Origin of the sequence: Cryobacterium sp. GrIS_2_6, from assembly GCF_035984545.1 — a bacterium.
Classification (GTDB): Bacteria; Actinomycetota; Actinomycetes; order Actinomycetales; family Microbacteriaceae; genus Cryobacterium.
In genome coordinates, this window is record NZ_JAXCHP010000001.1 from 777119 (window position 1) to 795183 (window position 18065).

Consider the following 18065-nt stretch of genomic DNA (forward strand, 5'->3'; position numbering starts at 1 on the left):
GGTATGAAACTTGGGCTGGACAGCCTAAAATTATGTGAGTAAGTCTCGTATTTCTGTCCGATTCGGGGTAGAATCGGGGTATGGCAGGAGCTTCGGATCCCCAGTCACACACCCCGCAGACACCCCGTTCCGGGGCCGATGGGGATCAGCCCACCGTGGGTGTCGAGTCGGCCCATCCCGTGGCGGTTGCCGTGGGTTTCGAGGGCGCTGACGGTCTGGCCGGGTCGGTGCCATCGGTTCATGCGGATGCTGTCGCCCGGCTCGCCGAAGCCCAGGCCGCTCTGACAGAGGCCCTGGCGGCGATCCCGGTCGGGCTGCTCAGTGATGCGGAAGCGGTCGCTGCTCTGAAGGAAGTGGAGGCCATCGGGCGGACCGTGGATGCGGCCCGGGTGAACACCGCGACGGATGTGGACCGGCGGGCCCGGGTGCTCGGCCGCGAGGGTCTGGCCTGGCGGATGGGCTGCAAGGGTCCGTGGGATGTGCTCACCCGGGTGACGCGGGTTTCGGGGCGGGAGGTGAAGCGGCGCACGAAGCTCGGCGACGCGGTGTTGCCGCGGCCGTGCGGCGGGAGTAGCTGGTTGCCGCCGTTGTTCCCGACGGTCGGGGCCGCGCTGACCGCTGGGGAGATCGGTGTGGAGACGGCGGAGTTGATCGTGGAGGGGTTGCAGGTGATCAGTCACCGGGTGGCGCCGGATGACTTGTTGACGGCGGAGCGTGCCCTGGTCGCCACGGCGGCCGGGCTGATCACCCCGGAGACGGAGGATTTGGCCGGGGCAGGAGTGCCGGTGACCACGGACCTGATCCGGGGCATGGTCGCGCAGTGGCAGGCCATCCTCGACCCCGACGGGGTGCTCCCGCAGGAGGACGTGTTCGAGGCGAAGTCCAACATCGGCTTCGGACAACTCAAGAACGGCTTGTATCCGGTGAAGGGTGGGGTGACACCGGAATTGTTCGGGGTGATGAACACCCTCTTCGACGCTTTCCTGAGCTTCCACGCCCGCCCGGCGTTCCCCACCGCCGAGGAACAGGCCCTGATGGATTCGGGGCAGTTGGTCCCCGGCGCCGAGGCAGCGGACGGCGAGACCGACACGGGCCCGGATCTTGACGTGATCGAGGCGGAGCTGCGGGAGCGGCGCGCGGACACCCGCACGGGCGGGGAGAAACGCGCTGACATCCTGCAGGCGTTGTTCGAACACGCCGCCCGGGACACGGACACGCCCAGCATGGGCGGGTCGGCGCCGACGGTGATGGTGCACGTGAACGCGGCCGACCTCGCCTCCGGGATCGGGGTCGGGTGGATCGACGGGGTCGAAGCGCCGGTGTCGCTCAAGACGGTGCATCAGCGCATCTGTGACGGCGGCTTCCAAGGGGTCCTGTTCGGGGCGAACAACCAAGTCCTCAAGCTCGGTCCGGAACGGCGCTACTTCAACCGGGCCCAACGCCGGGCGATCACCGCCCGGGACGGCGGCTGCATCATCCCCGGGTGCAAGGCCCCGGCGCACTGGGCCGAGGTGCACCATGTGAAGCCGTGGGCCACCGGCGGCCCGACGAACGTGGACAACGGGGTGCTCCTGTGTTGGTTCCACCACCACACCATCGACACCTCGGGGTGGGAGATCCGCATGGTGAAAGGATCACCGCAGGTCCGGGCCCCCGGGTTGATCGACCCGCACCGGCTCTGGCGGCCACCAAACCGACACCGCGCCCACCAGGTCCTCACCGGACCACCCAGACGCGACTGACCGGCCCGACTTACCGGGGCGAACGGGGGCCATGCCGGACGCGGGCTGACACGTTCACGGGAACCATCACGCAGACGTGGACGCTCGACAACATCGTGACCGTTCTGACCGGCTTGCTGTACCAGACGGTGACCCTGCGCACGCTCGGCATCGCCGTGGTCGTGACCATCGTCGACGTCCTGGTCGCCCTGCCGATCGCGTTCTACATGGCCAAGGTCGCGAGCACCCGGTGGCAGCGGGTGCTCGTGATCGCCGTGCTGATGCCGCTCTGGGCGAGTTACCTGGTCAAGGCCTATGCGTGGCGCTCCGTGCTGTCGAGCGACGGCATCGTCGACTGGCTGGTCGCGCCCTTCGGCGGGCAGACCCCGGGCTATGGGCTGCCGGCAACGGTCATCACCCTCGCCTACCTCTGACTGCCGTACGTGATCCTGCCGATCTACGCCGGCCTGGAACGCGTGCCGGACTCCCTGCTTGAGGCCTCAGGGGACCTCGGCGGCCGGACCGGGTCCACCCTTCGGCTCATCGTGCTGCCGATGATCTGGCCGGCGATCATCGCCGGTTCGATCCTCAGCTTCTCGCTCACTCTCGGCGACTACATTACGGTCAACATCGTCGGCGGGGCCAACCAGATGCTCGGGAATCTCGTGTACACGAACGTCGGCGCGGCGAACAACCTGCCCCTCGCTGCGGCGATCGCCCTCATCCCGATCGTGATCATTTTCGGATACCTCGCCGCCGTGCGCCGCACCGGCGCCCTGGACAACCTGTAAGGGGAGAGATGCGCCTCAGCAGACCGGCACGGGTCGTCCTCGCCATCCTCACCGGGATCATTCTCGCGGTGATCTACCTGCCGCTCATCGTCGTGCTGATCAACTCCTTCAGCACGAGCACGAACCTGACCTGGCCGCCGCCCGGCCTGACCTTCGAGTGGTGGGTGAAGGCATTCCACAATGAGGGCGCCCTCAATGCGATCGGGACGAGCGTGCAGATCGCGATCGTGGCGACCCTGGTCTCCCTCGTGCTCGGTACCCTGATCTCGCTAGCCCTGCAGCGGTTCGCGTTCTTCGGCCGCGACGCCGTGAGCCTCCTCGTGATCCTGCCGATCGCGCTCCCCGGCATCATCACGGGCATCGCCCTCAACAATGCGTTCCGCACGATCATGGGTATTCAGCTGTCGATCGCGACCGTGATCATCGCGCACGCGACCTTCTGCATCGTCACGGTGTTCAACAATGTCATCGCCCGTCTCCGCCGCGTCGGCATGAACTTCGAGGAGGCGTCCGCCGATCTCGGAGCGGGACTGTGGACCACCTTCCGACTCGTGACCTTCCCGCAGCTGCGGTCTTCACTCTTCGCGGGGGGACTTCTCGCTTTCGCGCTGAGCTTCGACGAAATCATCGTGACGACGTTCACCGCGGGGTCGATCGTGAAGACCCTGCCGATCTGGATCCTCGACAACCTGTTCCGGCCGAATCAGGCCCCGATCGTCAACGTCATCGCGGTTGTCCTCGTGCTGGTCTCGATCGTGCCGATCTACGTGGCACAGCGCCTCGCGGGGGCTGAGAAAGTCACCCCCTGATGCCCACTCGGTTCAGCGCGCGTCGCGCCCGGTGAGTGCGAGGAGACGGGACTGCAGCGGCGCGTCGTCGGGGAGGGGAACCGGGGGAGCGAAGAGGCCGCTTGCTTCGAGGGCGTCCTGCTGGGGCTCGAAGACCGTCCACACCGCGGCGACGAGCTCGTCGTCGAGGGACTCGTCGGCCGAGACGGCCCTGGCGAGATCCCAGGTGTGGATGGTGACCTCCGCGACCTGTTCTCGCAGGTACTCCGCGGCGGTGACGGTTTCGGACGCCAGCCGGACGGGAGCATCCGCGGGGGCGTCCGACCAGGCGGCGGTCGCGAGGGCGGAGTAGGTGTCCCATTCCGCCTGCAGGTCGGAGCCGAGCGGGGCGCGGGTGAGGCGAGCCTCGATGACAGAGCGTCCGGCGAGGAGCCGCGGTACGGTCTGCTGGCCGCGGACGACGTGGCGCACGAGGTCGCGGACGGTCCACTCCGAATCGGGGGTCGGCGCGTCCCAGATGGTGACGTGCGCGAGCCGGGGGCTGAACTCCTGGTGGGCCTGCTGCTGCAGTGCGATCCAGTTCGATTCCATGAAGGCTCCTTTCGTTGCATGATGCAACCCCTGCGGTCGCCGGTGCATTCCGCCTCGCACGCTACCCGTGGAACGGGTCTGCCCGCATGGTCGGCGGTGTGGGTTAGGGTCTCAGGGTGAGCAGGCAGGACGGAAGCGACCGCACGGTCTCGGCGGCAAGCGTCGACGACTCCTCCGCGACCCTGCTCCACATCGACATGGATGCGTTCTTCGCCTCCGTCGAGTTGCTCGACCACCCGGAACTCGTCGATAAACCCGTCATCGTCGGCCACCGCTCCGGTCGCTCCGTCGTGACCGCCGCCAACTACGTCGCCCGGCGCTACGGCGTGAACTCGGCCATGCCGATGGCGCTCGCCTTGCGACGCTGCCCGGCGGCGGTCGTCCTCGAACCGCACATGAGCCGGTACCGGGATTTCTCCGAGCAGGTGATGGGCATCTTCACGGACATGACCCCGCTCGTCGAGCCGCTCAGCATCGACGAAGCCTTCCTCGACGTCTCCGGAGCCCGCCGCCTGCACGGCTCGCCCGCCGTGATCGCGGCGCTGATCCGCGAGCGGGTCCAGAACGAGACCGGGCTCACCTGTTCCGTCGGTGCCGCGTCGACGAAGTTCGTCGCCAAGATGGCGTCGAGCAGGGCGAAACCCAATGGCCTGCTCGTGGTTCCGGCTGAGGACACCCTCGCGTTCCTGCATCCGCTGCCTGTCGGCTCACTCTGGGGCGTCGGCGCCATGACCGAGAAGTCGCTCCTCGGGCTCGGCCTCCGCACTATCGGTGACCTCGCCGCCACACCGCTGCCCGTGCTTCAGAAGTCCATCGGCGAGGCCTCCGGTCGCAAGCTGCACGAGCTCGCATGGGGGAGAGACCAGCGGGGAGTGACCCTCGAACGCGAGGAGAAGAGCGTCGGCCACGAGATCACCTTCGAACACGACGTGACGGATGTCGCCCGGTTGCGCAGCGAGCTCCTCCGCCAGTCCGACGCGGTGGCGGTTTCCCTCCGGCGGGCCGGGCTCGTCGGGCGCTGCGTGGTCCTGAAACTCCGGTACACCGATTTCAGCACCGTGACCCGCTCGCGCACCCTCGCCGAGGCGACGAACGTGGGCCGCCGCATCTACGAGGAAGCCGCGGCGAGCTTCGACGTGCTCGCGGCCCGCGGCATCCGGGTGCGACTGATCGGAGTGCGGGTGGAGCAGCTGGGCGACGGCGATGGGGCGGGCCTCGGCCTCTGGGACCCCGACGACGACTGGCGCGGCGCCGAACTCGCGGTGGACTCTGTCACCGCGCGCTTCGGTCGCGGTTCGGTGCGGCCTGCCTCATTGCTCGGGCCGAGCCAGGCCCGCCCAGTGGGCCTCGACGCCACCAAGCCGAACCCCCGTTCGGGAGAACGCGGGGACGCGAATCCCTGATGCCGGGCGTTGCGGAGCGCGGCGGAGTATCGTGAGGACATGACTAGCCTCCCCGAAAAGCTCGCAGAAATCACCCGCTCCGCCGGCGTACGGTCGGCATACGGTGACCCCGTCCTCGTCGACGGGATCACGATCGTTCCCGTCGCGCTCGTGTACTACGGTTTCGGCGGGGGCGAAGGCGAGTCCACCGAGGGATCCGGCACGGGTGGACTCGCCGGTCCCGGGCACGGCGCCGGCGGTGGCGGCGGCGGAGTCTCCATCCCGGTGGGCGCCTATGTGAAGTCCGAGGGCACCGTTCGTTTCGAACCCAACGTCATCTCGCTGCTCGCCGTCGGCATCCCCTTCGTCTGGGTTGTCGGCAAGACGCTCAGCCACGTGATCCGGGCACTCAAAAAGTAGCCCCTACTCGAAGGCGTCCGGGACCCCGTCGTTGTCCGCGTCCGCCTTCTCCTTGAGGTCGAGCTCCCGGTAGTGCCGGTTGCGGCTGCGCAGGACGACGGCGGCGAGAAGAGCGGCGAGCAGAGACGCCGTGAGGATGGCTACCTTGGCGTGATCGTCCTCGACCGTGCCGTGTCCGAAGCCGAGCTCGCTGATCAGTAAAGACACCGTGAAGCCCACTCCCGCGAGCATCGCGACGCCGATCACGTCGACCCAGGCAAGGTCCGGGTCGAGCGATGCCTTCGTCGTGCGCGTCACCAGCCAGGTGGCGCCGAGGATGCCGACAGGCTTGCCGAGGACGAGCGCGACGATGATCCCGATCGCGACGGGGTCGCTCAGAGCCGCCGCGAGACCGGCGGATCCGCCGATCGCAACCCCCGCGGAGAAGAAGGCGAAAACCGGGACGGCGAATCCCGCAGACAACGGCCGGATCCGGTGCTCGAGGGTCTGGGCGAGCCCCGCTCCCGCGTCGGATCCGCCGCCACGGCGACTGCGGAGGACGGGCACCGCGAAACCGAGCAGCACGCCGGCAACGGTAGCGTGGATGCCGGACGCATGAACCAGAACCCAGGTCAGCACGCCGAGCGGCACGAGTACGAGCCACGCGAGCCAGGGTTGCGTCCCGAAGTGGTACGAGTATCGGTGCGCGAGGAATGCGAAAACGGCGAGCGGCACCGCGGCGGCCACAAGAAGGACTGGCTGGAGGTCGCTCGTGTAGAAGAACGCGATGATCGTGATCGCCAGGAGGTCGTCGACGACGGCGAGTGTCAGCAGGAACACCCGGAGGGCGCTCGGCAGGTGTGAGCCGATCACGGCGAGCACGGCGACGGCGAAGGCGATGTCCGTCGCGGTCGGTACGGCCCAGCCCCGCAGCGCCTCCGCGCCACCGCCGAGGTTCACGAGCGTGAAGAAGAGCGCGGGGGTCAGCACGCCACCGACGGCCGCGGCAACGGGAACAACCGCGCGGTCCAGGGTGCGCAGGTCCCCGGCGACGAATTCGCGTTTGAGCTCCAGGCCGGCGAGGAAGAAGAAGATCGCGAGGAGCCCGTCGGCCGCCCAGGCCCCGACGCTGAGCTGGAGGTGCCAGGGCTCGTAGCCGAACTGGAAGTCGCGAACGGCGAAGTAGAGGCCGGAGGCCGGCGAGTTCGCGAGTACCAGGGCGATGATGGCCGCAACGAGAAGGAGTGCCCCACCGACCGTCTCACGACGGAGGATCTGACTGATCCGCACGTATTCCGGATAGCTGCTGCGCCGGAAGACCGCGCCGATTCCCCGAGGATTGCGAGGGGATGGGGTGCTTCCCGGTGGAGTCATCGGCGGATTCGTGGGTGGAGTCATGGGTGGATCCTCTGGTTTCGGGCTCGATGAGCGGACGCCGACCAGACTTCCCGGCACACCTGCTTTCACCCTACACGGCCCCCTCGCCGCGCCGCTGCCCGCCGCGAGGGTCCCGGTGCGGTCTATACTCGGAATCGAACACGGGAGTCCGGTCAACCGGGCTGAGAGGAAGCTTCCTAAGCTTCGACCGTCACACCTGATCTGGATCATGCCAGCGCAGGGAGGCAGAAACACTCATACCCGTGCCCTCAATTGCCATTGAAAGGGCGCGACATCATGCATTCAACAACCACCACACCCGCAGCCCGGGTTCGCAACTACCGCTGGCGGGTCGTCGACATCGTCGTCGCCAGCGTGATCGGCGTCGCGAGCGGCGTCATCTTCTGGGCGTGGGGCCTGGCCTGGACGCCGCTCAGCGCCGTCCTGGCTTTCACGCCCGGCCTCGAGGGACTCCTCGCCGGCGGCTGGCTCTTCGCAGCCGTGCTCGGCGGACTTGTCGTGAGGAAGCCCGGCGCCGCCGTCTACACCGAGGTCGTCGCAGCCGTCGTCTCGATGCTCATCGGCACCCAATGGGGTTTTTCGACCCTGATCTGGGGCATCGTCGAGGGCCTCGGCGCGGAGATCGTCTTCGCCCTGTTCCTCTACTCGAGCTGGAAGCTGGGTACCGCACTCCTCGCCGGCGCCGGCGCCGGCGTCGCGGTCGGAATCCTCGACGTGCTGAACAGCTACGCAGCCGTCGACAACGCGATCAAGGTGACCTACTTCGTCTCTGCCGTGATCTCCGGCGTGCTCCTCGGCGGGCTTGTCTCCTGGCTCGTCCTGCGTGGCCTCGTGCGCTCGGGAGCCCTGAGCCGCTTCGCCGCCGGCCGGGACAGTGCGGGCCGGTCGACTCAACGCGCCACCGCGTAGCGGATGCCCCTGGATCCCGATTCCGTACGCCCGGTCGCGGGCGCGCACGTGCGCGCCCGCGACTGGGGCTGGCGGCACGCCGGACGGAGCGCGCCTGCGGTCTCTGGACTCGATCTCGACATCCGCCCCGGTGAACGGGTGCTTTTGCTCGGCGCGAGCGGCGCGGGCAAGAGCACTTTCGTGCACGCCCTCGCCGGAGTACTCGGATCTGAGGACGAGGGCGATGAGACCGGCGAACTGCTCGTCGACGGGCGGCGGCCGGCGGATGCCCGCGGCCGGGTCGGTCTCGTGCTGCAGGACCCGGATTCCCAGGTCGTGCTCGCGAGGGTGGGCGACGACGTCGCCTTCGGCTGCGAGAATCTCGCCGTGCCGCGGGACGAGATCTGGCGCAGGGTCGGTGCCGCCCTCGACGCGGTCGGCCTGCGGCTCCCGCTCGACCACCCGACCTCCGCGCTCAGCGGCGGCCAGAAACAACGCCTCGCACTGGCAGGCGTCCTCGCGATGCGGCCGGGCCTGCTCCTGCTCGACGAGCCGACTGCGAACCTCGACCCGGAGGGTGTCATCGAGGTGCGCGACGCCGTGCGCCGCACCCTCGACGCCTCCGGGGCGACCCTGATCGTGATCGAACACCGGGTTGCGGTGTGGCAGGACCTCGTCGATCGGGTCATCGTGCTCGATGCCGCCGGTGGAATCCTTGCCGACGGGCCGACCGGCACCGTGCTGCAGTCCGAGGGCGAACGGCTTGCAGCGGCGGGAGTCTGGGTGCCGCACCTCCCGCCGCAGCTCCCCGGTCGGCCTCCCGGCGACCTCGGACGGCAGGCCGGGGAAGCCAGGGCTCCTGAGCTCCTGTTGACCGCGAGCGGGCTCGCCGTCGGGCGGGTGCCGTTCGCCCGCCGCAGCGCCCAGGTGGTCGCCGACGGGATCGACCTCACCATCAGGGCGGCCACAGCGACCGCGATCACGGGACCGAACGGCGCGGGCAAATCGACCCTCGCGCTCACATTTGCCGGGCTGCTCGTCCCGGCGGGCGGCCGTCTCACGGCGAGTCCCGGCCTCGCGGACGGCCTCGGTTCCGAACCGGTCCGCTGGCGTTCCCACGCCCTGCTGACCCGGATCGGTACGGTCTTCCAGGACCCGGAACACCAGTTCCTCTCCGGCTCCGTGCGCGGTGAACTCGCCGTCGGCCCGCATGCCCTCGGCCTCGCCCCCGAGGAACAGGTCCGCCGGGTCGACGAGCTCCTCGAGAGGCTGCGCCTCGACCACCTCGCCGAGGCGAACCCCTTCACACTTTCCGGCGGAGAGAAACGTCGGCTCTCGGTAGCGACGGTGCTCGCGAGCCGCCCGCGGGTGCTCGTGCTCGACGAGCCCACATTCGGCCAGGACTCCCGGACCTGGCGGGAGCTCGTCGCCCTCCTCGTTGAGGTGCAGAGCGCGGGCACCGCCCTTGTCTTCGTCACCCATGACGAGCTCCTCGTCGACACGATCGCCGACTCCGAATTCCGGCTCGCGGGTGGCCGGGCCGGGTCGGCGGCCGGGTCAGCGGCGGGGGCGCGCCGATGAGCCTCCTGACGCCGAGCATCCGCCCGAGCGCGGTCGCCCGGCTCAACCCCATCTCAAAGCTCGGCGCTGCGATCGTCGTGAGCCTGGCGCTGCTGCTCTCGATCGACTGGGTCTCGGCACTGGTCGCCCTCGCCCTCGAGGGCCTGCTGCTGTTCTGGTGCGGGCTGAGCGCGCGGCAATTCTGGCTGCGCACCTCGACGCTGTGGATCGCAGCGCCCTTCGCGGGCCTGACGACGGTGCTGTATGGCCGCGACTCCGGAGCGGTGCTTCTGACGATCGGTTTCGTGACGGTGACGGACGGCTCGGTCCAGCTCGGCCTGGCCATCGCGCTCCGCGTACTCGCGATCGGCCTGCCGGGAATCGTCCTCCTGTCCACGACGGACCCCACCGACCTCGCCGACGGGCTCGCGCAGGTGCTGCGCCTGCCGGCCCGATTCGTGCTCGGTGGACTCGCCGGCCTGCGCCTCGTCGGCATGTTCATCGAAGACTGGCGCTTCCTCATCCTCGCCAGGCGCGCGCGGGGTGTCGGCGACGGCGGCGGACCGATCGGGGCCCTCCGCCGCTTCTTCGGGCCGGCCTTCGCCCTGCTCGTCATCTCGGTACGCCGCGGAAGCAAGCTCGCAACGGCCATGGAGGCCCGCGGTTTCGGGACGGCGCCGCGCACCTGGGCCCGCGAATCGGTGATCGGGGCCGGGGACGCCGTGATGCTCGGCCTCGGCCTGGGCATCGCCGGAATCGCGATCGTGGTCGCGGTCTGGGCAGGGACGTGGCGCTTTGTCCTCTCCTGACCAGGTGCTGCTCGCCCCGGTGCTGGCGGCGATCGCGGCGTTCCAGAGGGCGGATGCCGGGCCCATCGTCATCCTGATCGACGGGCCGAGCGGTGCGGGCAAGAGCACCGTCGCCGACCGCATCCTCGACGCGTGGCCGTCGACCGCCGGGCCGACGAGAGTGCGGCCCACACTCATCCGTCTCGACGACATCTATCCCGGCTGGAACGGACTGGCCGCCGCGAGCGCACACCTGACCGAACACGTGTTGCGCCCATTCCGGGCCGGGCTGCCCGGCGCCTGGCGACGCTACGACTGGGGAGCGGACGCGCCCGCGGAGTGGCACCCGGTCGACCAGGCCGTTCCGCTCGTCGTCGAGGGCTGCGGCACCCTCTCGGCGGCCAATACCGGCCTGAGCGACGTACGGATCTGGCTCACTGCCGACGACGAGGAACGCAAGCAGCGGGCCCTCGCGCGGGACGGTGAGGCATTCCGGTCGCACTGGGACCAGTGGCAGGCAGAATGGCAGGGATTCCTCGTGCGCGAGGAACCCGGACGGTGGGCGACGATCGAACTCGACGGGACCCCCGGCCTCCGGGGAGATCGGGGAAATCGGACTAGCGTTAAGACATGACTAGTCCAGCTCCCGAAGAAGTGTTCTACACCGCCGAATTCATCGATGGCCCCCTCGAGGGACAGGTCGATTCCCGAGTCCTCGTGCAGGGCGCGCATGACAGCCGGATCAGCATGGTTTCGCTCGTCGAGGGCATCGAGACCCTGTTCTGGTACGACGAGGTCGACGAACGCGACGTGCAGGGCCGGATCCATGTGCGCTACCGCTTCGACGCGACGGACAGCGACCCGTACGTGCCGGAAGACCAGCCGGAGTAGTCGCCTTACTGCTCCAGGAGTGCCGAGATCATCGGCACCGGGTTGAGCAGGCGCCAGCCGGGTCCGGGGGCGCTGATTGTCGCATCGAGCACGAGGGGTGAGGTCACGGCCTCCCCGCTCGCATCCACGGTGACCCGGCCGACCGTCGTACCGGAGCGGCCGGTCGCGAACGCGTCCAGGTCAAGCGTCGCTGCTCCTACCGGAGCGGCCTGCCAGCCGAAGCGGGTCTTGCCCGTCTTCACGACGCCAGAGGCTGTCGCGTCCCAGGGCGCGTCGAAACGCACGTACGCCGCGGCCTCCGCGAGGATCGGGAGGTCTGTGACTCCGGCCTTCGCACTTGCCATGAGCGCCTTCAGGTCGGCCGTCAGCGTGTCGTAGTCCGGCTCGCCGATCAGGGCGCCGGCGAAGGTGAAGGCCGCCGGCGCGGTTCCCACGCTTGCGGTGAACAGGAAACACACGCCGCCGGCGTCCGTGTAGCTGCGGGAGAGGCCGGTGATGCCCTCCTCTGGCAGGTAGGCGGTCGTGTTATCGACGCCACGCTGGCCGACCAGGGTGGATGCCGGGCTCGCCAGGATCTGGCTGATCACCGGGTTGGTCGCGGCGAGGCCCGCGAGCCGCGCCAGGTCCGTTCCGGTCCCGACGCTCGCATCCGCGAGGCCCGTGGCATCTGCGACGTGGATGCCGGCCAGGCCCTCCTTCGCAAGCCAGGCGTTGGCGGCCGTGACGTAGGCGTCGACGGAGCCGAAGGCCCACCGGGCGAGGGTGTCCGCGTGGTTGTTGCTCGAGCCGAGGATCATCGCCTGCAGGAGTTCCTGCTGCGTCCAGGTTTCGCCGGGGAAGACGATGACCGTGCGCGCACCGTTGGCTACGTAGTCGAGGTAGTCCTGGTAGTCGGCCGGCGTGATCGGCACCCCGGGCCCTGCGGCGCCGGCGTCCAGGGGCTTGGCCGAGAGCACGACGAGGGCGGCGAGGATCTTCGCCGCCGCGGCCATCGGCAGCGGGGTTGTGCTGCCCGCTGCGGCGATCGGGGTGGTCGCGACCGTTGTCGCGGTCATTGCCGTGCCGGCGGCCGGCGGCACGAGGCTCACGACGGCGCTCGTGCCCGCGGCAGGGAGCACCGGGGGAGTGGCGGCTGTCGCGGCGGCCGGTGCCGACACCACGGTCGCCTTTACCATCGGCAGCGGTCCGAGGAGCGTCGCGGGCCCGTAGACGCCGATGAGAAGGATCGCAAGGGCACCGACCGTGATGCCCAGGGCGCGGCCGGGCCGGAATTTACTCATGAGTCGAGGCTAACAAGTGCGGGTCATCCCCAGCCGAGCTCGTGCAGCCTGTCGTCATCGATCCCGTAGAAATGACCGATTTCGTGCACGAGGGTGATGTGCACCTGATCGCGGAGCTCCTCGAGGGAGTCGACGATCGCGAGCAGGGACTCCCGGTACAGGATGATGCGGTCCGGCATCTCGCCGAAACCGTACTGGTCGCGGTGCGTCAGGGCGACCCCGTCGTAGAGGCCGAGCGTGTCGAGGGAGCCGTCCTCCGGACGATCCTCGACCACGAAGATGACGTTCTCGAGCCCGTCGACCATGTCGTCGGGCAGGAGATCCAGCTCGTCGACGACGACCTTCTCGAATTCCTCGTGGCCGAATTCCTTGGAGTTGAATTCATCGGGGCTGAATTCATCGGGGCTGAGCTGCGACATCCGTTCAGCATCTCACAGTACTGATCGTGAGGTGCTGAACGGACTGCCTGCTCTACTTGGGGTGACTGACGGGGCTTGAACCCGCGACCTTCCGGACCACAACCGGACGCTCTACCAACTGAGCTACAACCACCATGTGCTGCGCTTTTCCCGAAGGAGCAGCGGCAACTCAAGAATTCTATTACACGTTTGGAGTGAATGCTGACACGGCTTCGGCCGCGCTCGCTTTTGCCTCGTCGCTCGTGGGTCCGGGGTCTGCCACGAATACGGTCTGGCGGTAGTACGCGAGTTCGCGAATCGACTCGAGGATGTCTGCGAGTGCGCGGTGCCCGCCGTCCTTCACCGGGGCGTTGAAGTACACCCGCGGGTACCAGCGACGGGCGAGTTCCTTGATGGAGGAGACGTCGACGTTGCGGTAGTGCAGCTGGTTGTCGAGGCGCGGCATGTACTTCGCGAGAAAGGAGCGGTCCGTTCCGATCGAGTTTCCGGCGAGCGGCGCCTTCTGCTCCGCGGGAATGAACTTGAGCACGTACTCGAGGACCTCGAATTCGGCTTCCGCGGCACTGACCCCGTTCGGGATCTCCTCGATGAGGCCGGAGGTCGTGTGCATGGTGCGCACGAAGTCGTTCATATTCGCGAGCGCGGACGCGTTCGGCTTGATGATGATGTCGAGGCCCGGGTCGATCACGTTGAGGTCGTAGTCGGTGATGACCACGGCAATCTCCACCAATTCATCGTTTTCCAGGTCTAACCCGGTCATCTCGCAATCAATCCAGACCAACCGGTCACTGCTTTTTGTCATGGTCCGAGTCTAGCGGCGGGGTCCGACGCGGTCCCCGGCCTGCCAGCGAGCCGGGGCCGGGGCTCCCCGGCGGATGGCCGCGGCGGCGGGGTCTTGGTCTGCGGTATCGTTGAAGCGCTCCGCGCCCCCGTAGCTCAGTGGATAGAGCAGCGGCCTTCTAATCCGCTTGTCGTTGGTTCGATTCCAACCGGGGGCACCAATGAAACAAAGGGATGCAAGGGTGTTCGACCCCCATCCGGGAAACGGTTTGTAAGCCTAACGTTTAGCCTAACGAGTTTTAAACAGTACCCCATGAGGCCGCGACTGGCATGTGACGCCGTGTCACCCGGAATGGGGGAGTTGCGGGGGACGTCACTGCCCGTCGTGCTTGACGGCGGTGCTCGCGCGTTAACGACGAAAAGGCCCCCGGCTCACCCACCGAAGTGGATGGCCGAGGGCCTTATTTGCGTGCGGACGAATCACACGTACTGGGTCGAATTGACGGGGTTACGCGAGGGCGGTGTGCCCTTGTTCGGGGGGTCTCGTTCGGCATCCTGCCGGGTAGCAGCCCCGTAGGCTCAAAGTTATGTCACGGGGGAAGAAACGCAGCCGGAGGAACCACCACCAGTCGAGGCAGACTCGCATGCTGACGATGGTCGGTATCGGCCTGACGGTGGTCGCAGCGCTTGCCCTGGTCGTCGTCGCGCTCAGTCCACGCGCCACCGAGTCTTCGTACGCTCGACCGGCCGAGACTGCATCGCCCACAGTGGAGGCCGCGAGGACGGCATTCCAGACCTTCGTTGCGGCGAAGCCCGGACCGGTCGCTATGGCCAGCCTCGGAAGCTCACTGACAGCGGGTAACGGCGCGAGCACCTACGCGGAGACCTGGGGTTGGAAGCTCAAGACCACGCTCGGCGACCGATTCACGATCGGCGTCCACGGCTACCCAGGCCAAACAATCAAGGCGATCCGCGCAAGCGGCGGCGTTGCGGCGGTCGAGGCCGACCATCCTGACATCGTGTTCGTTGAGCCGGGCACTCCGAACAACATGGGTCAGGCGCTCAGCATCAAGGACTCCAAGAGCCTGACCGCCCAGACGATCGCGGATCTCCGCGCACAACTTCCCGACGCCTTCATTGTTGGGATCGTGCCTTCACCAATTGCCGACCTCGGCAGCAATTCCCTCGGCCTGCACTACTCCGACTACATCGCGGGAGATCGCGAAGCTCTCGCCTCTGCGAACGTTGTCTGCGATGTGTTCGCCGCGTTCTCGGATACGAGCACTCAGCTCCGCGACGGCGTGCACCCGAACGATCAGGGGAACACGATCTGGGCGGACGCCGTCGTTGCCTGCCTGACGGCTACGCCCTAGTTGTTCGCGCCGACTCCGAGCGCGGTCAGGTTGTAGACGCCTACTTGACCCATCCGGATGTTCACGCTGACCCCGACAGGCACGTTCGCCCGCAGGGTCAGGGCCATGTTAGTGTGCGCGGCCGCGACCGTGACGAGCTTGGCGAAGCTGATCGTTCCTGCCGCGTCCACGTCCACCATTGCAACGGCCACGTTGACGGCCGAATCGGCATCAATGATCGCCACGCTCACCTTGGCATTTCCGCCGCCCACGACGTGGGCGGTGAGCCATCCGGACACGTCATCGATCTGGAGGCGACCGCAGACGAGAAGCACAGTGCCCGCGGCGAACGGACTGCCCGGGAAGTTGCCCGTGCTGAGCACGCGCTGCGATGCGGCGGCGGCTGCGGTCCATGCGAACTGCGACCACTGCCCGGCGGTGAGGGTTCCGCTCGTGTCGGCAACGAGGCTGAATGTCGGCACGGTCCCGGAACCGCCGAGCCACGTCGCGTCCGACCAGCCGGTCGGGATGGTTCCGGCCCCAGCCATGATCGGGTTTGCGACGAGGCAACCCTTTGACGGGGATGATACGAACCATGCGGGCTGCACGTCGGTAACCTGCTTCATTGCCGCAGCGACCGCGAGGCCGAGGAGTCGGTGCCCTTCCGTCGTTGGGTGGGTGCCGTCGCTGCTGTAGGCGGCGAGCATGTCGCCTGTCGCGGGGTCGGTCACCGCCGTAGAAGTGTCCGCGAGGATCACCCCTGCGCCCGGTGCCCAGAGGCGAAGCCAGAGATTGTACGAGTCGCGAAGAAGACGGTGCGCGTCCGTGAGGCCAGCCGTCCCAGCGGCCTGCGGCGGCACGGTCCCGATCGTTACCGGGATGCCGAGGGCCTTGCACTTCGCAACGATCGCCTTCATGTTGGCGGAGTAGACGGCCAGCGTTACGTCCTGACTTACGTCGTTGGTCCCAAGCTGAATGTGGACTGCCTGCGGGGCGAATGCGGCCACCTGCGCATCGAAGCGGCCGAGAGCACCATTGCTGGTATCACCGGGCACGCCCGCATTGATCGACCCGTCCGCGATGTCTCGAGCTCGTGCCCCTGCACCACGGAGCGCCACGTCCACATAGCTGTAGAGTGCTGCTGCGTTGCTGCCGTACGTGATCGAATCACCGAGGAATGCCCATCGCCGTCCGGGTGCGAAACGGGCCGCAGCGGATCGTGCAAACGTGGCAGATAGCACGGGTGAGAGCGCCCAGTTCGCCGGGGTGAACGTGCTCCCCGAGGTGTGCGCTGCCAGGGCGGTCACGTTGTCGCCGTTCGGGGAGGTGACCATGGCGGATGCTGCGTAGACGGTGCTGGGGGTCCACCGGGGGACGATGACAGCCGCGGCCGGGGATGCCGGGTTGGTGATATCGCCCGCTGCGATCTGTGCCGTGTGCGTGGCAAGGGCGGCGGTATGGACGGCGAATGCATTCGCGGCCGCGGACCCCAGGATGAGGATGTCTTCGGCTGCAGCCTCGTTCTCGAGCGCGTTGAGGTCAGCCGCGAGGATCGGAGTGTTACCTGCCGCACCGTCCTGGTAGACCTTGGGGGTGAAGGGCATGATGTCTCCTAGCTGGGGTGTTTGCATTAGTCACAGGCGCGGTCGTGCTGGCACCCCGGCTGGTTGCAGGGGTGCTTGCACTCGCACATCAGACGGTTGGGACGACAGGGACAACCGCGGGGACAGAAACGGGCGTCACAATCGCTGCGACGGGGGGCTCCGGGATGATGGTGACAACCTCAGGGGCCGGGGCGTCCACGATCGGGGCGGCCGGGGTCACGATGGCAGGCTGAGCGGGCACTTCAACGGCGGGCAGGACCGGGGCCACACGCTCCGTGCTCGACTTCAGGTAACCCGCGATGAGGCCGACGAGCGTTGAGACAGCGAGAGCGGCGGCAGGATCGATCGCGATGCCTGCGTACGCGGCCGCCTTGACGACGACAGTTGCGGTGACACCGGTCGCGAGCCACGCCCACAGCTTCGGTTCGATGTCACCCCACGCCCGCTTCAAGATGTTCGTGGTGATGGTTTGGACGATGGTGGACATGATTTCTCCTAGGGGTGGGTGACGAGGATGGCGAGGGATACGACGGCGGCGATCATGGCGACGACGACGCCCGCGATCGCCCAGCCTTGTGCGATGGCGATCCGGTGCAGGGCGCTCGCATCCGTGGTGCCCGTGGCCTGCCCCTGATCGAGGTCAAGCCGGGACGTGAGGCGGAGCTCCAACTTATTCAGCCGGTCCGAGAGTCGCGCGGAGTCGGTGTCCTGCTTCTCGCCCTGGGCCCGGATTTGCATGTCAGACTCAAGTCGAAAGGCATCGAAGCGCTTTTCGGCGGCAGCCTCGGCCTTGTCGACGGCTTTCTCCTGCGCCTGCAGGGCCGTCTCCACAGCTTGTTTGGCGGCGGTGAGCGCGGTTGCCATGGCGGTGGACTGGGCCAAGAAGGCGGCGTCGACGGCGCGGGTCTGGGTCGCATACCGCTCGTCGAGCATGGTCCGCAGGTCAGACACCTGCTGGGTCATGAGGGTTTGCAGTGAGTCGATCTGCTGCTGCATGAGGGTTCGCAGCATGTCGGGTGTCCACTCCTGAGCGATGGTCATGCTTGTGCCTTGACCATCTCGCGGAGGTCCGTCAGGATCTCCGTCATCTCGTCGCGTTCTAACGATGCGGCTGCGTGATTCTCTGCACTGTCGCGCATGATCGTCGTCCACATTTCGATGTCGCGAGCTTCGACCTTCGCCGCATGCTCGGCGTCACGGGCTTCAACCTTCGCGGCCTGCAAGTTCTGGCCCACGATGATGACGGGCAGCAGGACGAGCTGTAACAGCGTCTGGGCGATCCATGCGACGAGGATCACAGAATCGCCCGACGCGATCACAGCGGGCAGTGAGACGAGGGCGAGCAGGGTGAACAGGTATGCCGCCCACATGGTGCCCACGATGCGGGTGATGCGTGCACCGATACGTTGATTCAGGGTTTGCATTTCCCCTCC

The 18065-nt window shown here is 67.7% G+C and carries 21 protein-coding genes, 2 tRNA genes and 1 riboswitch; of the genes, 13 read left to right on the plus strand and 10 right to left on the minus strand.

What is annotated here, in order from left to right; all coding sequences use genetic code 11:
- Window positions 1–80: 80 nt before the first annotated feature.
- The 4 genes from RCH22_RS03735 to RCH22_RS03750 all read left to right on the plus strand — a co-directional run bounded on the left by RCH22_RS03735 (window position 81) and on the right by RCH22_RS03750 (window position 3321).
- On the plus strand, window positions 81–1742 hold the full coding sequence (locus RCH22_RS03735) for a DUF222 domain-containing protein (RefSeq protein WP_327012901.1): 1662 nt from the start codon (window positions 81–83) through the stop codon (window positions 1740–1742).
- A 95-nt stretch (window positions 1743–1837) separates the two neighbouring features.
- On the plus strand, window positions 1838–2155 hold the full coding sequence (locus tag RCH22_RS03740; RefSeq protein WP_327012902.1) for a hypothetical protein: 318 nt from the start codon (window positions 1838–1840) through the stop codon (window positions 2153–2155).
- Between the two features lie 9 nt (window positions 2156–2164).
- Window positions 2165–2512 carry an ABC transporter permease subunit gene (locus RCH22_RS03745; RefSeq protein ID WP_327012903.1) on the plus strand — a complete coding sequence of 116 codons (348 nt, stop codon included), beginning with the start codon at window positions 2165–2167 and terminating at the stop codon, window positions 2510–2512.
- Window positions 2513–2520: 8 nt separating this feature from the next.
- Window positions 2521–3321 carry an ABC transporter permease gene (locus tag RCH22_RS03750; protein ID WP_327012904.1) on the plus strand — a complete coding sequence of 267 codons (801 nt, stop codon included), beginning with the start codon at window positions 2521–2523 and terminating at the stop codon, window positions 3319–3321.
- A 12-nt stretch (window positions 3322–3333) separates the two neighbouring features.
- On the opposite strand, the gene RCH22_RS03755 is transcribed toward RCH22_RS03750, so the two are convergent.
- On the minus strand, window positions 3334–3891 hold the full coding sequence (locus tag RCH22_RS03755; protein ID WP_327012905.1) for a TIGR03086 family metal-binding protein: 558 nt from the start codon (window positions 3889–3891) through the stop codon (window positions 3334–3336).
- Window positions 3892–4007: 116 nt separating this feature from the next.
- Here RCH22_RS03755 and RCH22_RS03760 point away from each other — a divergent pair, with 116 nt between their 5' ends.
- On the plus strand, window positions 4008–5294 hold the full coding sequence (locus RCH22_RS03760; protein ID WP_327012906.1) for a DNA polymerase IV: 1287 nt from the start codon (window positions 4008–4010) through the stop codon (window positions 5292–5294).
- A 39-nt stretch (window positions 5295–5333) separates the two neighbouring features.
- The gene (locus RCH22_RS03765) at window positions 5334–5693 is read left to right on the plus strand and encodes a spore germination protein GerW family protein (protein ID WP_327012907.1); all 360 of its coding nucleotides are present in this window, start codon (window positions 5334–5336) and stop codon (window positions 5691–5693) included.
- Between the two features lie 3 nt (window positions 5694–5696).
- On the opposite strand, the gene nhaA is transcribed toward RCH22_RS03765, so the two are convergent.
- Window positions 5697–7046, minus strand: coding sequence for a Na+/H+ antiporter NhaA (gene nhaA, locus RCH22_RS03770; protein ID WP_327015453.1), 1350 nt, complete (start codon window positions 7044–7046; stop codon window positions 5697–5699).
- A gap of 154 nt (window positions 7047–7200) precedes the next feature.
- A riboswitch (TPP riboswitch) is annotated at window positions 7201–7310 on the plus strand.
- Window positions 7311–7346: 36 nt separating this feature from the next.
- On the opposite strand from nhaA, the gene RCH22_RS03775 reads away from it, so the two are divergent.
- Genes RCH22_RS03775 through RCH22_RS03795 form a run of 5 tightly spaced genes read left to right on the plus strand, consistent with a single transcriptional unit; the run spans window position 7347 to window position 11197 of the window.
- Window positions 7347–7979 (plus strand): ECF transporter S component, encoded by a 633-nt coding sequence (locus RCH22_RS03775; protein WP_327012908.1) that lies wholly within the window; start codon window positions 7347–7349, stop codon window positions 7977–7979.
- Between the two features lie 3 nt (window positions 7980–7982).
- Entirely contained in the window at window positions 7983–9539 is a 1557-nt protein-coding gene (locus tag RCH22_RS03780) for an ATP-binding cassette domain-containing protein (protein WP_327012909.1), read from the plus strand.
- Window positions 9536–10327 (plus strand): energy-coupling factor transporter transmembrane component T, encoded by a 792-nt coding sequence (locus tag RCH22_RS03785; RefSeq protein ID WP_327012910.1) that lies wholly within the window; start codon window positions 9536–9538, stop codon window positions 10325–10327. The genes RCH22_RS03780 and RCH22_RS03785 overlap by 4 nt, the downstream gene beginning before the upstream one ends.
- A complete protein-coding gene (locus RCH22_RS03790; protein ID WP_327012911.1) occupies window positions 10314–10940 on the plus strand; it encodes an ATP-binding protein in 627 nt (208 codons plus the stop codon). The genes RCH22_RS03785 and RCH22_RS03790 overlap by 14 nt, the downstream gene beginning before the upstream one ends.
- A complete protein-coding gene (locus RCH22_RS03795) occupies window positions 10937–11197 on the plus strand; it encodes a hypothetical protein (RefSeq protein WP_281535216.1) in 261 nt (86 codons plus the stop codon). The genes RCH22_RS03790 and RCH22_RS03795 overlap by 4 nt, the downstream gene beginning before the upstream one ends.
- A gap of 5 nt (window positions 11198–11202) precedes the next feature.
- Here RCH22_RS03795 and RCH22_RS03800 read toward each other — a convergent pair whose 3' ends face one another.
- From RCH22_RS03800 to orn, 4 genes are all read right to left on the minus strand, one after another.
- The gene (locus RCH22_RS03800) at window positions 11203–12477 is read right to left on the minus strand and encodes a hypothetical protein (RefSeq protein ID WP_327012912.1); all 1275 of its coding nucleotides are present in this window, start codon (window positions 12475–12477) and stop codon (window positions 11203–11205) included.
- Between the two features lie 23 nt (window positions 12478–12500).
- The gene (locus tag RCH22_RS03805) at window positions 12501–12782 is read right to left on the minus strand and encodes a metallopeptidase family protein (RefSeq protein ID WP_327015454.1); all 282 of its coding nucleotides are present in this window, start codon (window positions 12780–12782) and stop codon (window positions 12501–12503) included.
- A gap of 171 nt (window positions 12783–12953) precedes the next feature.
- Window positions 12954–13029: transfer RNA gene (locus tag RCH22_RS03810), tRNA-His, on the minus strand.
- Between the two features lie 48 nt (window positions 13030–13077).
- Window positions 13078–13698 (minus strand): oligoribonuclease, encoded by a 621-nt coding sequence (gene orn, locus RCH22_RS03815; RefSeq protein WP_327012913.1) that lies wholly within the window; start codon window positions 13696–13698, stop codon window positions 13078–13080.
- A 123-nt stretch (window positions 13699–13821) separates the two neighbouring features.
- Here orn and RCH22_RS03820 point away from each other — a divergent pair.
- Both RCH22_RS03820 and RCH22_RS03825 read left to right on the plus strand, forming a co-directional pair.
- Window positions 13822–13897: transfer RNA gene (locus RCH22_RS03820), tRNA-Arg, on the plus strand.
- A gap of 423 nt (window positions 13898–14320) precedes the next feature.
- The gene (locus RCH22_RS03825; RefSeq protein ID WP_327012914.1) at window positions 14321–15049 is read left to right on the plus strand and encodes an SGNH/GDSL hydrolase family protein; all 729 of its coding nucleotides are present in this window, start codon (window positions 14321–14323) and stop codon (window positions 15047–15049) included.
- Here the strand turns inward: RCH22_RS03825 and RCH22_RS03830 are convergent.
- The 4 genes from RCH22_RS03830 to RCH22_RS03845 form a co-directional block, all read right to left on the minus strand.
- Window positions 15046–16632 (minus strand): GDSL-type esterase/lipase family protein, encoded by a 1587-nt coding sequence (locus RCH22_RS03830; protein WP_327012915.1) that lies wholly within the window; start codon window positions 16630–16632, stop codon window positions 15046–15048. The genes RCH22_RS03825 and RCH22_RS03830 overlap by 4 nt on opposite strands.
- Before the next feature lie 88 nt (window positions 16633–16720).
- Window positions 16721–17119, minus strand: coding sequence for a hypothetical protein (locus RCH22_RS03835; protein WP_327012916.1), 399 nt, complete (start codon window positions 17117–17119; stop codon window positions 16721–16723).
- An 8-nt stretch (window positions 17120–17127) separates the two neighbouring features.
- Window positions 17128–17673 carry a hypothetical protein gene (locus RCH22_RS03840; RefSeq protein WP_327012917.1) on the minus strand — a complete coding sequence of 182 codons (546 nt, stop codon included), beginning with the start codon at window positions 17671–17673 and terminating at the stop codon, window positions 17128–17130.
- Complete coding sequence (locus RCH22_RS03845; protein WP_327012918.1) at window positions 17670–18056, minus strand: hypothetical protein; 387 nt, start codon at window positions 18054–18056, stop codon at window positions 17670–17672. The genes RCH22_RS03840 and RCH22_RS03845 overlap by 4 nt, the downstream gene beginning before the upstream one ends.
- Between the last annotated feature and the right edge of the window lie 9 nt (window positions 18057–18065).

Excerpts from the sequence above, each read along its gene's own strand:
- RCH22_RS03735 (WP_327012901.1), top strand. The coding sequence starts at position 81 with ATGGCAGGAGCTTCGGATCCCCAGTCACACACCCCGCAGACACCCCGT.
- RCH22_RS03750 (WP_327012904.1), top strand. The coding sequence starts at position 2,521 with ATGCGCCTCAGCAGACCGGCACGGGTCGTCCTCGCCATCCTCACCGGG.
- RCH22_RS03755 (WP_327012905.1), bottom strand. The coding sequence starts at position 3,891 with ATGGAATCGAACTGGATCGCACTGCAGCAGCAGGCCCACCAGGAGTTC.
- RCH22_RS03765 (WP_327012907.1), top strand. The coding sequence starts at position 5,334 with ATGACTAGCCTCCCCGAAAAGCTCGCAGAAATCACCCGCTCCGCCGGC.
- nhaA (WP_327015453.1), bottom strand. The coding sequence starts at position 7,046 with ATGACTCCACCGGGAAGCACCCCATCCCCTCGCAATCCTCGGGGAATC.
- RCH22_RS03775 (WP_327012908.1), top strand. The coding sequence starts at position 7,347 with ATGCATTCAACAACCACCACACCCGCAGCCCGGGTTCGCAACTACCGC.
- RCH22_RS03780 (WP_327012909.1), top strand. The coding sequence starts at position 7,983 with ATGCCCCTGGATCCCGATTCCGTACGCCCGGTCGCGGGCGCGCACGTG.
- RCH22_RS03785 (WP_327012910.1), top strand. The coding sequence starts at position 9,536 with ATGAGCCTCCTGACGCCGAGCATCCGCCCGAGCGCGGTCGCCCGGCTC.
- RCH22_RS03795 (WP_281535216.1), top strand. The coding sequence starts at position 10,937 with ATGACTAGTCCAGCTCCCGAAGAAGTGTTCTACACCGCCGAATTCATC.
- RCH22_RS03800 (WP_327012912.1), bottom strand. The coding sequence starts at position 12,477 with ATGAGTAAATTCCGGCCCGGCCGCGCCCTGGGCATCACGGTCGGTGCC.
- RCH22_RS03805 (WP_327015454.1), bottom strand. The coding sequence starts at position 12,782 with ATGGTCGACGGGCTCGAGAACGTCATCTTCGTGGTCGAGGATCGTCCG.
- orn (WP_327012913.1), bottom strand. The coding sequence starts at position 13,698 with ATGACAAAAAGCAGTGACCGGTTGGTCTGGATTGATTGCGAGATGACC.
- RCH22_RS03825 (WP_327012914.1), top strand. The coding sequence starts at position 14,321 with ATGCTGACGATGGTCGGTATCGGCCTGACGGTGGTCGCAGCGCTTGCC.
- RCH22_RS03830 (WP_327012915.1), bottom strand. The coding sequence starts at position 16,632 with ATGCCCTTCACCCCCAAGGTCTACCAGGACGGTGCGGCAGGTAACACT.
- RCH22_RS03835 (WP_327012916.1), bottom strand. The coding sequence starts at position 17,119 with ATGTCCACCATCGTCCAAACCATCACCACGAACATCTTGAAGCGGGCG.
- RCH22_RS03840 (WP_327012917.1), bottom strand. The coding sequence starts at position 17,673 with ATGACCATCGCTCAGGAGTGGACACCCGACATGCTGCGAACCCTCATG.
- RCH22_RS03845 (WP_327012918.1), bottom strand. The coding sequence starts at position 18,056 with ATGCAAACCCTGAATCAACGTATCGGTGCACGCATCACCCGCATCGTG.